Annotated in this window: 13 protein-coding genes and 1 pseudogene; all 14 read left to right on the top strand. The window is 45.7% G+C overall.

Annotation, left to right across the window (positions count from 1 at the left end):
- Positions 1-128: 128 nt before the first annotated feature.
- The 14 genes and pseudogenes from L876_RS0118935 (at position 129) to L876_RS22115 (ending at position 13,818) form a co-directional block, all read left to right on the top strand.
- Positions 129-1,049, top strand: a complete 921-nt coding sequence (locus L876_RS0118935) for a chemotaxis protein CheV (protein ID WP_028765234.1) — start codon at positions 129-131, stop codon at positions 1,047-1,049.
- A gap of 135 nt (positions 1,050-1,184) precedes the next feature.
- A complete protein-coding gene (locus L876_RS0118930) occupies positions 1,185-2,024 on the top strand; it encodes a CheR family methyltransferase (protein WP_028765233.1) in 840 nt (279 codons plus the stop codon).
- A gap of 164 nt (positions 2,025-2,188) precedes the next feature.
- Positions 2,189-2,587, top strand: a complete 399-nt coding sequence (gene flgB / locus L876_RS0118925) for a flagellar basal body rod protein FlgB (protein WP_028765232.1) — start codon at positions 2,189-2,191, stop codon at positions 2,585-2,587.
- Positions 2,588-2,589: 2 nt separating this feature from the next.
- Positions 2,590-3,009, top strand: coding sequence for a flagellar basal body rod protein FlgC (flgC, locus tag L876_RS0118920; protein ID WP_028765231.1), 420 nt, complete (start codon positions 2,590-2,592; stop codon positions 3,007-3,009).
- 10 nt (positions 3,010-3,019) lie between these two features.
- On the top strand, positions 3,020-3,823 hold the full coding sequence (gene flgD / locus L876_RS0118915) for a flagellar hook assembly protein FlgD (protein WP_028765230.1): 804 nt from the start codon (positions 3,020-3,022) through the stop codon (positions 3,821-3,823).
- Positions 3,824-3,883: 60 nt separating this feature from the next.
- Positions 3,884-5,245, top strand: coding sequence for a flagellar hook protein FlgE (gene flgE, locus L876_RS0118910; protein ID WP_028765229.1), 1,362 nt, complete (start codon positions 3,884-3,886; stop codon positions 5,243-5,245).
- A 185-nt stretch (positions 5,246-5,430) separates the two neighbouring features.
- Positions 5,431-6,174, top strand: a complete 744-nt coding sequence (flgF, locus tag L876_RS0118905) for a flagellar basal-body rod protein FlgF (protein WP_028765228.1) — start codon at positions 5,431-5,433, stop codon at positions 6,172-6,174.
- A gap of 10 nt (positions 6,175-6,184) precedes the next feature.
- Positions 6,185-6,973 (top strand): flagellar basal-body rod protein FlgG, encoded by a 789-nt coding sequence (flgG, locus tag L876_RS0118900; protein WP_028765227.1) that lies wholly within the window; start codon positions 6,185-6,187, stop codon positions 6,971-6,973.
- Positions 6,974-6,982: 9 nt separating this feature from the next.
- Entirely contained in the window at positions 6,983-7,657 is a 675-nt protein-coding gene (flgH, locus tag L876_RS0118895; RefSeq protein WP_028765226.1) for a flagellar basal body L-ring protein FlgH, read from the top strand.
- 10 nt (positions 7,658-7,667) lie between these two features.
- Positions 7,668-8,759, top strand: coding sequence for a flagellar basal body P-ring protein FlgI (locus L876_RS0118890; protein WP_028765225.1), 1,092 nt, complete (start codon positions 7,668-7,670; stop codon positions 8,757-8,759).
- 17 nt (positions 8,760-8,776) lie between these two features.
- On the top strand, positions 8,777-9,757 hold the full coding sequence (gene flgJ / locus L876_RS0118885) for a flagellar assembly peptidoglycan hydrolase FlgJ (RefSeq protein ID WP_028765224.1): 981 nt from the start codon (positions 8,777-8,779) through the stop codon (positions 9,755-9,757).
- A gap of 43 nt (positions 9,758-9,800) precedes the next feature.
- Complete coding sequence (gene flgK, locus L876_RS0118880) at positions 9,801-11,711, top strand: flagellar hook-associated protein FlgK (protein ID WP_028765223.1); 1,911 nt, start codon at positions 9,801-9,803, stop codon at positions 11,709-11,711.
- A gap of 12 nt (positions 11,712-11,723) precedes the next feature.
- Positions 11,724-12,914, top strand: a complete 1,191-nt coding sequence (gene flgL / locus L876_RS0118875; protein WP_028765222.1) for a flagellar hook-associated protein FlgL — start codon at positions 11,724-11,726, stop codon at positions 12,912-12,914.
- Positions 12,915-13,000: 86 nt separating this feature from the next.
- A pseudogene (locus L876_RS22115) lies at positions 13,001-13,818 on the top strand (flagellin N-terminal helical domain-containing protein).
- The last annotated feature ends 28 nt before the right edge of the window (positions 13,819-13,846 follow it).

Here is a 13,846-nt window from a genome sequence, read left to right as displayed (position 1 = left end):
TAGTGTCATAAATTTGACAAATTTGAGGTCTGGTTGTCATATAGGTAGATAAAGCAATTAGTATGCCTATACTCATTAATATGGATGAGTGCAGGTAAGCATTCACAGGGCAACAAGGCAAAGGCATTATGTCGAGTATTCTTGAATCAGTTAACAAACGTACCCAACTTGTTGGACAAAACCGCTTAGAACTTTTGTTGTTTAAGTTAAATGGGCGGCAAAGGTTCGGTATTAACGTATTCAAAGTAAAAGAAGTATTACAATGTCCACCATTAACAGGACTTCCTAAGCTAAACCCATTTGTTCGCGGTGTGGCTCATATCCGTGGACAAACAATATCGGTAATTGATTTAAGTGCCGCGACTGGTGGCCGTCCAATAGAAGATACCGCGAATTGTTTTATCATCATTTCCGAGTACAACCGAAGTGTTCAGGGCTTCCTTGTTAAGTCTGTTGAGCGCATTATTAACATGAACTGGGAAGCGATATTGCCACCGCCTCAAGGGGCTGGGCGTTACTCTTACTTGACCGCGGTCACTGAAATTGAAGGCGAACTAGTTGAAATCTTGGATGTTGAGAAGATCCTTGATGAAATCTCTCCTGTTAAGACTAAGATAAGTCAGGAAGTTGATGAGAAACTGACTATAGATAGAGAGCGTCATTTCCATATTATGGTTATTGACGACTCGGCGGTGGCGCGCAAGCAGATTATTCGTGCGCTTGAATCGTTAAGTTTGCAGATTGACACTGCTAAAGATGGCAGAGAAGCATTAGAAAAGCTGAAGAGTGTAGCGGCTGAGATGGATAATGTAGCGACCGAGATTCCGTTGATTATCTCGGATATTGAGATGCCTGAAATGGATGGCTACACACTCACCGCAGAGATCAGAGATAATCCGAAACTCAAGGATATTAAAGTCGTGTTGCATACATCATTGAGTGGTGTATTTAATCAGGCCATGGTCGAAAAGGTCGGCGCCAATGATTTTATTGCCAAGTTTAATCCAGATGAGCTAGCAGCTGCAGTGAATAAGCACTTAAGTCTTTAGTTTGAAGTCATTGTTATTTCGGACTAGTTTTGAAGAGTTTGGGTTGTATCAATGAGTTAGCTCATGTATAACGCACAGCTCTTTAACGCTTGCTATAGTGTAACTTGTAGCGTGTTTTCTTTTTGATATTGGGATATCAGGGTGCCGAATAAATCACTTGCTGAAGCAGAGTACAATCAATTTAGGCTTTTTCTTGAACAGCACAGCGGTATCGTGCTGGGAGACAATAAGCAATATTTGGTTCGCAGTCGCCTTGCCCCATTAATGGGGAAATACAATCTACCCTCATTGTCAGAGGTGGTAAAGCATTCGATGAAGCCTACTGAGCGTCAGTTAAGGGCTGAAGTCATCGATGCCATGACCACCAATGAAACATTGTGGTTTAGGGACCGTTATCCGTTTGAGTTATTATCCAATACCTTGTTGCCTGAATACTCTCGGCTTGGTCGTCCCATAAAAATTTGGTCGGCGGCCTGCTCGTCTGGTCAAGAGCCATATTCTTTGGCAATGACCATATTAGAGTATCAACAGCGCAAACCGGGGGCCTTGCCTGGCAGCGCGTCGATTTTGGCGACCGATCTGTCACCGTCAATGCTAGAACGCTGTAAAACGGCTGAGTATGATAATTTGGCTCTCGGTCGCGGACTATCAGATGAGCGTAAGCGGCAGTTTTTTGAATCGACTGGCAGTGGAACTATGATGGTCAAGCCAAACGTTAAGCGCTTCGTTAATTTTAGGGCCCACAATTTGCTTGAGAGTTATACCTTGCTGGGTAAGTTTGACATTATCTTTTGCCGTAATGTACTGATCTATTTTGCGCCTGAGGCAAAGGCGAAAATACTGCGGCAATTTGCTGCCGCACTTAACCCTAAAGGGATCCTGTTTTTAGGCGCATCAGAGTCAATCGCTGGCTTAACCGAAGAGTTTGACATGGTACGGTGTAATCCAGGCATCTATTACCAAAAGCGTACATAATTACATAGTTTTATACATTTTATCTTTGATTTTTCGTCGTATATGCCAGTAATTTACTGGCATTTTTTATGGCTGAATATTCCTCCTTCATCATAATGCTCACCTAATACTTTTTTGGCATGACTATTGCTTTATTTATTGCATCTGTATGAGGAGGCAATTTTATGGCGATTAATTTTGATAAGGCATTAGGAGTGCATCAGTATACGTTAGGTATACGTTCTGCCCGTGCTCAAGTGATCTCGTCCAATATCGCTAATGCCGATACACCTCACTACAAAGCCAAAGATCTGGATTTTGACAAAGCGCTTCAGGCAGCAAGGACCACTCAAGGCGGCCTCTCCATGAGCAAAAGTGATAGTAAACATTTCGATTTGGCAGCGTTGTCGCAGCAACATATTAGTTATCGCGTACCCAATCAGCCCGACACGGGCGATGGTAATACGGTTGATATTCAACAAGAGCAATCTGAGTTTATGCAAAATGCGCTTGAGTATCAGATGTCTTTGGGTTTTCTAGACAGCAAATTTGCTGGCATGAAAAAAGCACTTAAAGGAAATTAGTGATGAGCTTATTTAATATCTTTAATGTTGCAGGTTCAGGTATGTCGGCGCAGTCGATACGTCTGAATACTACTGCCAGTAATATCGCTAATGCTGATTCAGTGTCCAGCAGCATAGATCAAACCTATCGCGCCCGCCACCCAGTGTTTGAAGCTGAGATGGCCAAAGCAAGCCATCAGCAACAAACATCACAGTCGGTAAAAGTTGCCGGTATTGTAGAAAGTGATAAACCATTACAAAAAGAGTATTCGCCAGATCATCCATTGGCGGATGCAGATGGGTTTATTTATAAGCCCAATGTGAATGTGATGGAGGAGATGGCAAATATGATCTCTGCATCACGTTCTTATCAAATGAACGTACAAGTAGCTGAAGCGGCGAAATCTATGCTTCAGCAGACTTTACGAATTGGCAAATCCTAGGAGGTAGGTAGTGAGCCTCATTAACCCACTAAGCAGCCAGTCCCCTTTAAGTACTCAAGGTACAAGTGGACAAGGGATAGCACCTGCATCGTCAAGCGGGGCGTCTGCAAACAGCAGTACGACGACGCAGACACAGACGACAGGCAATCCGTTTCTTGATGGTATTCGTTTGCCAGAAGAATCAAGTATTCCTGAAGCCAAAAGCCAAGAGCTGACCCAAGAGGATTTCTTTTCATTATTGAGTCAGCAGTTGTCAATGCAAGACCCATTTAAACCCGTCGACAATGATCAAATGATTGCACAAATGGCATCATTTTCAACGGTCGATGGCATTACCAAGCTCAATGAAGAGATTGTTAATCTCAATACTGTGATGACCTCTAGCCAGGCATTGCAAGCTTCGGGGCTTGTGGGGCAGAAAGTCCTGATTCCTTCAGATACCGGACATATATCGGCTGAAGATCCATCGCTCAAAGGGATCATCAGCACCCCAGAGGCTATCGACACCATTACGGTACGTATTGAGGATGAAAAAGGGCAATTAGTTAAAACCTATACTGTCGATGGCAGTGCCGGAGGAAATATTGATATTGCCTGGGACGGTCTAGATAAAAATGGTGAGCCTGTTACCAGCGGTAATTATTCAATTAAGGCGAGCGGACGAGTAGATGGTGAGAGTCAAGACTTGGCCGTTTCAACCTATGCACATGTAACGAGTGTTTCATTGGGTACCGCTAGCACTGGGGCGATATTAAACCTCAGAGGCATTGGTGGTATTAAACTTGGTGATGTACTTGCTGTGTCTGAAACATAGATAAGCAACAGTTAGGGCATAAGGTCCAACACGATTTTTTAAATTTTAAAGAGGTGATTTATGTCATTTAACATTGCATTGAGTGGTATTTCAGCATCACAGAAAGATCTCAATACCACGGCAAATAACATTGCTAACGTTAATACTGTCGGTTTTAAAGAATCCCGTGCGGAATTTGCCGATGTATATGCTAATTCAATCTTTGCTAACAGCAAAACGATTGTTGGTGGTGGTGTGACGACGGCACAGGTTGCGCAGCAGTTCCAGCAGGGCAGTTTGCAGTTTACCAATAATGCACTCGACATGGCGATTAACGGCGGTGGTTTTTTTGTGACCTCTTCTGAAGTGGGCTCTCAAGACCTTTCGTATACACGTGCAGGCGCATTTAAAGTTGATGCAAACAGTTACTTAGTTAACTCAGCGGGTAATTTTTTACAAACTTTCCCAGTTGATAAAGACGGTAATTCGACATCGGTGAGTTTAACGACCACTCAGCCTGTTAAGATTCCTGACACGGCGGGCAGCCCACAAAAAACCGAAAACATCGGCATTCAGATGAACCTGAATGCGGGTGAAGCGACGCTAGATCCAGCCGCATTTGATCCCAACAATCCAGACACCTTTAATAACTCAACCTCAGTGACTATGTATGATTCATTGGGTGAGCCTCATATCTTAACCTCCTATTTCGTTCGACCACCAGAAGCTGCCTACACTGGCGAAAGTAACTGGGTTGCCTTCTACGCAGTGGATGGTAAACAGGTCGACTTAGCGGGCGCTGCTGGTACTTACGGTCGTGACACAACTGGTGATGGCGTGGCTGATGCTACAGGCACAGCGGTTAATGCCAGCGGTTGGAAGGGGTCAACGATTTCATTCAATGATACCGGTGCCTATACTGGGAGCGATCCAGCGATTATTACCACAGAGCAACTGGGCGTTGGTGGAGCGAACGTACTCGGTCCTGGTACCGATGGTACACAGACGTTAACGCTTAACTTTAACAACCCGACACAATACTCGTCACCATTTGAGGTCACTGAGTTGACACAAGACGGGACGACAGTGGGTCGTTTGACTAACGTAGAAGTCGGTGCAGATGGTTTGATTAACGCAAGTTATAGTAATGGTTCAACAGTGCCTTTAGCACGTGTTGCGCTGGCGCGTTTCTCTAATGAGCAAGGTTTAACACAGGCAGGTAATACCTCTTGGAAAGAGAGCCTTGACTCTGGTCCTGCGCTGGCGGGTGAAGCTAATAGTGGTACCTTTGGTAGTATTCGCTCATCTGCACTTGAGCAGTCGAACGTTGACTTGACCACAGAGCTTGTTGACCTAATTTCGGCGCAGCGTAATTTCCAGGCAAACTCAAGAACCCTAGAAGTGAACAATACGCTACAGCAAACAGTGCTACAGATCCGCTAATTGCTTAGTTAACATAATGGAATGTGTTGCCGCCACGGCAACACATTTCCGCTTTTTCATTTATCCCTTCCTCTATTCCTTCTATCTGCTTGTATTTAACCGTTAGACGATAACCTTTGTTGGCATGATGTTTGCTTTGTACTGTTATTAGACAGTTTTTAGTTGAAACATTGACGGAGCAGCAAGTGGATAAATTACTCTATGTCGCCATGAGTGGCGCCAAGCAGAATATGAATTCGCTGGCAGTGCGAGCTAACAACCTTGCAAATGCCAATACCGACGGCTTTAAGTCGGATTTAGAGCAAGCGCGCTCTATGCAGGCTTTTGGTGAAGGTCTGCCGACCCGTGTGTTTTCTATGACAGAAAGTCCGTCAGCTAATTTTGGCCATGGTCCGATTAAAACCACTGGTCGGGATTTGGATATCGCCGTGAAAGGCGATGGCTGGCTCGCGGTACAGGGTGCCGACGGCGGCGAAGCTTATACGCGTTCAGGTAGCTTAAGTTTTGACTCCACTGGTTTACTTCGCAATGACCGTGGCAACCCTATTATGGGTGACGCGGGTCCAATTGTATTACCGCTTCCTATTGAAAAAATTGAGATTGCCCAAGATGGCGTGATCTCTGTCCGTCCATTGGGTTCAACTGCTGAAGTGATTGAAGAGGTGGGCAGAATTAAACTGGTTAATCCGGGCAATCAAAACCTGATGAGAGGTGAAGACGGACTGTTTCGTCAAATCTCTGGCGAAGTTGCCGCAGCCAATCCTTTTGTATCGATAGAGAGTGGTGCAATAGAAGGCAGTAATGTTAACGCTGTCGACGAGATGGTGTCTTTGATTGATTTGCAACGCCAATTTGAGATGCAAGTCAAAATGATGAAAACCGCCGAAGAGATGGATCAAGCCTCTTCGTCATTAATGCGCATTAGTTAGGAGATAGATTATGCATCCCGCGTTATGGATTAGTAAGACTGGCTTAGATGCCCAGCAAACAGATATCTCGGTGATCTCCAACAATGTGGCAAATGCTAGCACTGTTGGTTACAAGAAAAGCCGTGCCGTATTTGAAGATCTGTTATATCAGACTGTTAACCAAGCCGGTGGTATAAGTGCTTCTAATACCAAACTGCCGAACGGTTTAAATATTGGTGCTGGTACCAAAGTGGTCGCCACCCAGAAGATGTTTACCCAAGGCAATATGCTGACCACCGATAATTCGCTGGACTTGATGATTGAAGGTCCAGGATTTTTTGAAGTGCAGATGCCAGATGGTACAGCGGCTTATACCCGAAACGGCCAGTTCACTTTGGATGATACAGGGCAAATCGTAACGCCTGGTTCAGGTTATGTGCTGCAACCTGCGATCACCATTCCCGATGATGCCATCAGTATCACCGTATCATCAGAAGGGGAAGTCTCGGTTAAAACACCGGGCACCGCTGAAAATCAAGTGGTTGGTCAGTTGCAGATGTCTGATTTTATTAATCCAAGCGGCTTAGATCCAATGGGACAGAACCTCTACACAGAGACCGGAGCCAGTGGTACACCTATTCAGGGAACAGCTTCACTTGACGGTATGGGGGCTATTCGCCAAGGGGCGTTGGAAACGTCAAACGTGAATGTTACCGAAGAGCTTGTAAACCTTATTGAAAGCCAACGCATTTATGAAATGAACTCAAAAGTGATTTCGGCCGTCGATCAGATGTTGTCTTATGTTAATCAGAATTTGTAGAGGCTTATTATGACTAAGTACCTCATTTTCGCCGCTGCAGTTATCTTGGTTGGTTGTAATTCTACCAATAATAAGCCAATAGCGGATGATCCTTATTACGCGCCGGTTTATCCAGAGGCGCCGCCAACGAAAATCGCGGCCACTGGGTCTATGTATCAAGATAGTCAGGCATCGAGTCTCTACTCAGATATTAAGGCGCTCAAGGTCGGCGACATCATTACGGTGATTTTACAAGAATCAACCCAAGCATCAAAAAGTGCCAATAATGAAATTAAGAAGGGCTCTGACTTAACACTCGATCCTATTTATGCGGGCGGTGGCAACGTCACCATTGGCGGGCAACCGATTGACCTGCGTTATAAAGATAGCATGAATACTAAGCGTGAGTCTGATTCGGATCAGAGTAACAGCCTATCGGGCAGCATCTCAGCAAATGTGATGCAGGTGCTCAATAATGGCAATTTAGTCATTCGTGGCGAAAAGTGGATAACCATTAATAATGGCGATGAATTTGTCCGCGTCACAGGCATTGTTCGCTCTCAAGATATTCGACCTGATAACACCATTGACTCCCAGCGCGTCGCCAATGCTCGTATTCAATACAGCGGCACTGGCACATTTGCTGATGCTCAAAAAGTGGGTTGGTTAAGTCAGTTTTTCATGAGTAGTTGGTGGCCTTTCTAAGGAGTATGTCATGAAAATGAAGATGATTTTGGCGGTAGCACTCGTGCTGTTTTCAGCCGGTAGTGCTGCCCAGCGAATTAAAGATATTGCCAATGTACAAGGGGTACGTAGCAACCAACTGATTGGCTATGGCTTAGTGGTTGGTTTGCCGGGAACGGGTGAAAAAACCCGTTACACTGAGCAGACATTTAAGACGATGCTGAAAAATTTCGGTATCAACCTCCCTGATAACTTTAGGCCTAAAGTTAAAAACGTTGCAGTTGTTGCTGTGCATACCGATATGCCCGCTTTTATTAAGCCTGGGCAAACGTTAGATGTGACTGTGTCGAGCCTAGGTGAGGCAAAGAGCCTTCGTGGTGGAACATTACTGCAAACCTTCCTCAAAGGGGTCGATGGTAATGTATATGCTATCGCACAGGGCAGTATGGTGGTGAGTGGTTTCAGTGCTGAAGGCTTAGATGGTTCTAAAGTCATTCAAAATACACCTACGGTTGGCCGTATTCCTAACGGTGCCATTGTTGAGCGAACAGTCGCAACGCCATTTTCTACTGGCGATCACCTGACGTTTAATTTACGCCGTGCTGATTTCTCTACTGCCAAGCGATTAGCCGATGCAATCAATGAACTACTCGGTCCTGGCATGGCGCGTCCCTTAGATGCGGCATCAGTGCAGGTGAGTGCACCGCGAGATGTCTCTCAACGCGTGTCATTTTTAGCAACGCTTGAAAATATCGAAGTGGAGCCAGCTTCTGAATCTGCCAAAGTGATTGTGAATTCTCGTACTGGCACGATTGTCGTCGGTAAAGATGTTCGCTTGCTGCCAGCTGCTGTGACTCATGGTGGACTAACGGTGACAATTGCTGAGGCCACCCAAGTTTCACAGCCAAACCCATTTGCTGGTGGTAATACGGTTGTGACCAGTGACAGTACTCTCGATGTATCTGAAGAAGATAATCGTATGTTCCTCTTTAATCCAGGCACCACACTTGATGAGCTCGTCAGAGCGGTCAATTTAGTGGGCGCTGCGCCTTCTGATGTCCTTGCAATCCTTGAAGCCTTAAAGGTGGCAGGAGCTTTGCATGGTGAACTTATCATCATCTAATTTCTGTCGGACTGACTATGGATAAGCTGTCAAACTCATCACACTTTTTGGACATAGGGGGCCTAGACTCCCTACGTGCCAAAGCGCAAAAAGATGACCAGGCAGCCCTGAAAGAAGTTGCACAGCAGTTTGAGGGGATCTTTGTGCAGATGCTGATGAAAAGCATGCGAGATGCCAATGCAGTGTTTGAGTCTGACAGCCCGATGAACAGTCAATACACCAAGTTTTACGAGCAGATGCACGATCAGCAGATGTCAGTGAACCTGTCTGATAAAGGGATGTTAGGCCTAGCGGACTTAATGGTGCAACAACTCTCTCCCGAGACCAGTGCCATGACCCCCGCCTCGGTACTCAGAGGCAATATTCCAAATACATCGGGCGTCAATATGATGTCACCGAGCCTTGACCAACTAACAATGGCTAAACGAGCCGAGCCAAGGGCCAATCATGTCATTGATGATGTGATGAGCGGCAAAGTGTTGCCATCGCAAGCGAGCAACAAGGGATTTGAGAGTCGTGAGGCGTTTATTACTGCGCTATATCCTCATGCACAGGAAGCGGCTAAAGCAATAGGGACGACGCCAGAAGTGCTCATTGCACAATCGGCACTGGAAACGGGCTGGGGGCAAAAGATGATCCGCCGCGCCGATGGTGAGCCCAGCAATAACCTTTTTAATATTAAAGCTGACCGTCGTTGGCAGGGTGATAAAGCGGGTGTGAGCACATTGGAGTTTGAGCAAGGTGTTGCGGTTAAGCAGCGTGCAGATTTTCGCGTATATGAGGATTTCAAACAGAGCTTTGATGACTTTGTTTCTTTTATTAAAGAGGGACCAAGGTATCAAGAGGCCGTTAAGCAGGCTGCAAACCCTGAGCGTTTTATTAAAGGGTTACAAGATGCTGGGTATGCGACAGATCCTAAGTACGCAGACAAAGTAATGAAAGTATTGCAGTCGGTGACCAAAGATATTAAAGCGGCTGCGTCGGAGGTGACGCCATGATGTGCCAGGCAATAACGGGTGATAATTTAAGGAGTGTTGGCTAATGTCAATGGATCTACTCAACATCGCGCGCACCGGGGTATTAGCCTCGCAGTCTCAATTGGCTGTGACGAGTAATAATATCACCAATGCCAATACTCAAGGTTATCATCGTCAGGTCGCAGAGCAATCTAGCTTAGAGTCACAGCGTTTTGGCAACAGTTTTTATGGTGCTGGCACCTATATTACCGATGTTAAACGCATCTATAACGATTATGCTGCGCGCGAGCTTCGGATTGGGCAAACCGCTGTCAGCCAAGCTGAAACGACTCAAGTTAAGATGGGCGAGCTCGACCAACTGTTTTCGCAAATTGGTAAGGCTGTTCCTCAAGGACTAAATGATCTGTTTGCGGGCCTCAATAGCCTTGCTGATTTACCCGATGATATCGGTATTCGCGGTACCGTATTAGGTAATGCCGGCCAATTGGCCACAGCCCTTAACCAGATGCAATCTCATCTTGATGGTCAGATGAAGCAAACAAACGATCAGATTTCGGCGATCACCGATCGGATTAATGAGATCAGTAACGAGCTTGGCCACCTCAACCAAGAGTTAATGAAATCCCAGGGTAATGATTCACAGTTACTCGACAAGCAAGATGCACTCATTCAAGAGTTAAGCGAATATTCACAAGTTAATGTAATCCCACTGGAATCAGGTGCAAAAAGTATCATGCTTGGCGGCGCGGTAATGTTAGTGTCTGGCGAAGTATCTATGCAGATGGGGTCTACCACAGGTGACCCCTATCCAGGTGAATTGCGAATTACCACATCAGCGGGTGCTCAAAGTTTAGTGATTGATCCTGCCAAAATGGGCGGCAGTTTAGGGGCGTTGTTTGAGTTCAGAGACGAAACATTGATCCCTGCGCAACTGGAGCTTGGTCAACTGGCCTTAGGGGTTGCGGATGCATTTAACGAAGCCCAATCGCAAGGTTTTGATCTCAATGGCCAAGTAGGATCAGATTTGTTTTTAGATATCAATGACCCAAAAATGACTGTGGGACGAGTGGGTGACTTTGCCAATAACACAGGTAACGCGGCGCTTAGGGTAAATATCGATGACGTGAGTGCGTTAACAGGTGAAAGCTATGAACTTAGTTTTACGGCTCCTGCAACCTATGAATTAACAGACAATCACGGCAACGTAACGCCACTAACATTAAATGGCACTGAACTTAGTGGGGGTGACGGCTTTACCATTAACATTGATTCAGGGGCGTTTGCATCTGGGGACCGATTTGAAATTCGCCCAACTTCTGGTGCGGCAGCAGGAATATCTGTGGTGATGACCGACCCTAAAGGTATTGCGGCAGCAGGGCCTACCATTACGGCTGATTCAACTAATTCAGGTAATACTGCGATCACATTGAACGCAATGGATGCATCTGCCCCAGGATTTCCTGGCGTTGGTGCTCAAATTACCTTTGAAATCGATACGACGACCAACAGTTATGAAGCATTTGATGTAGCAGGCACTTCATTAGGAACTGGAACCTATACAGCGCCAACGATCGATGCGTTTGGAATGAACTTTGATGTGCAAAGTAGCACAGGCGCTTTGGCAGACCGTTTTACCTTTGAGCTTTCCTCTGCTGAGGGCAATAACAGTAATGCCGTTGCTATGGCCAAATTGAATGAAGCTAAATTAATGGCTGGTGGTAGCGCAACACTTTCAGATGTTTATGAGAACACTAAATTACAAGTGGGTGGTAAATCTAAGGCTGCCCAGGTCGCACTAGGTAGTGCGGAAGCGGTTTTCTCTCAGGCGTATAGCCGAGTTCAGAGTGAGTCAGGGGTTAATTTAGATGAAGAAGCTGCCAACTTAATGCGCTTTCAACAGGCTTATCAAGCCTCGGCACGCATCATGACCACAGCCAATGAAATATTTAATACGTTATTTAGTTCGGTGAGATAGGAGTAAGACGATATGAGAATCTCAACGGCGCAGATGTTTAATCAGAGCATTAATAGTGTTTTAGACAGACAAACATCGACCAGTAAAATTTTAGAGCAACTTTCTAGCGGTAAACGTGTCAATACCGCAGGCGATGATCCCGTGGCTGCTATCGGCATTGATAATCTCAATCAGCAAAATGCTTTGGTCGATCAATTTATGAAGAATATCGATTACGCCAATAATCGTTTGTCATTAACAGAAAGTAAGCTCGGAAGTGCAGAAACGCTAACTGGATCGGTAAGGGAGCAAGTCCTACGTGCAATTAATGGCGGCCTATCTGATTCTGAGCGGCAAATGATTGCCGATGAGCTACGCGGTACGCTTGAAGAACTGCTTGCTGTAGCCAATACCAAGGATGAATCGGGTAATTTCATGTTTGCTGGCTATGAGACGGGTAAGCAACCCTTTGCATTTGATGCCTCGGGTAACGTGGTTTATAGCGGCGATAGCGGTGCTCGTGATGCAATCGTAGGCTCAGGAGTCACGGTTGCAACCAATATCCCAGGCGATAAAGCCTTTATGAATGCACCATCAGGACTTGGTGATTTTAGTGCCAATTATTTGTCGACTCAAGTTGGCGACTTCAATATTCAAAGTGCTTCGATCGCCGATCCGCTGACGTATGTGGAAGATACTTATACCTTTACCATGGTTGGCACCAACCTGGAAGTAAGAGATTCCAGCGCTGCGCTAGTGACGACAGTGCCTGCTTTTGATGCGACTAATCCTGTTAGCTTTAATGGTATAGAGGTCAAACTTCAGGGCCAACCTGCTGCGGGAGACAGTTTTAGTATTACGCCGCAAAGTGAAGTGAGCATTTTCGACACAATCAACCAGGCAATATCCTTAGTTGAAGATTCCAGCAAAGTGGATACCCCACAGGGGATGTCGGAATTGGCACAGATATTGAATAACTTAGATAGTGGCGTCAATCAGATAAGTATCGCGCGCGGTCAAGCTGGTAACAGTTTAAAAAGTGTAGAGAGTTACAGTGCTACCCATACAGAAGAAAAATTAGTGAACAGTTCGGCGTTATCACTGTTAGAGGATTTAGATTATGCCTCGGCGATAACAGAGTTAGAGAAGCAGCAACTCGCTTTAAACGCGGTCTCTAGTGTTTTTAGTCAAGTTGGCTCAACAACACTATTTGATTATATCTAAATAATGCGATCCATGAAGGGTCAACCAATACGAATTTTTAGCCAAGCTCAACGTCTTGGCAGTGCAACCAAGAAGAGGAAAACACAATGGCTATTACCGTTAATACTAACGTGACATCGATGAAAGCTCAGAAGAATCTAAATACTTCTAGCGGCAACCTAGCAACCTCAATGGAGCGTCTATCAAGTGGTCTTCGTATTAATAGTGCGAAAGATGATGCGGCGGGTTTAGCGATCTCGAACCGACTAAACTCTCAAGTTAGAGGTCTAGATGTGGGGATGCGAAATGCAAACGATGGTATTTCTGTGGCGCAGGTTGCGGAAGGTGCTATGCAGGAGCAGACCAATATGCTACAGCGTATGCGAGACCTAGCGGTTCAGTCCGTGAACGGTGCAAACTCTGCCAGTGACCGGACGGCTCTGCAGGCTGAGATTACTCAGTTAACAACAGAAATCACCGCCATTGCCGATACCACAGCATTTGGTAATACTAACCTGCTTGATGGATCGTTTACGGCGAAAGCATTTCAGGTTGGTCATCAGGGGGGGAGAACATCTCTATTAGTATTACTGATACCGATGCAACCGTTTTGGGTGTGAATGCTCTGGCTGTTGATACCGATGCGAACTCTGCACTAGCTATTACAGCGATCGATGCTGCGATTGCCACAATTGATGGTCAGCGTTCAACTTTGGGTGCGGTGCAGAACCGTATGGCGCATAACATCAGTAACAGTGCTAACACCCAGGCAAACGTGGCCGACGCCAAGAGTCGAATTGTAGATGTTGACTTTGCCAAAGAGACGGCGACCATGACCAAGAATCAGGTACTGCAGCAGACAGGTAGTTCTATGCTTGCACAGGCAAACCAGTTGCCTCAGGTAGCGCTTTCTTTACTCGGATAAGCATGAATACCGCGATAAAGTGGCTTCA

The organism is Shewanella colwelliana ATCC 39565 (genome assembly GCF_000518705.1).
GTDB lineage: Bacteria > Pseudomonadota > Gammaproteobacteria > Enterobacterales > Shewanellaceae > Shewanella > Shewanella colwelliana.
Note: the sequence above shows the minus strand (reverse complement) of the source record. Positions and strands in the feature narration are given on the sequence as shown.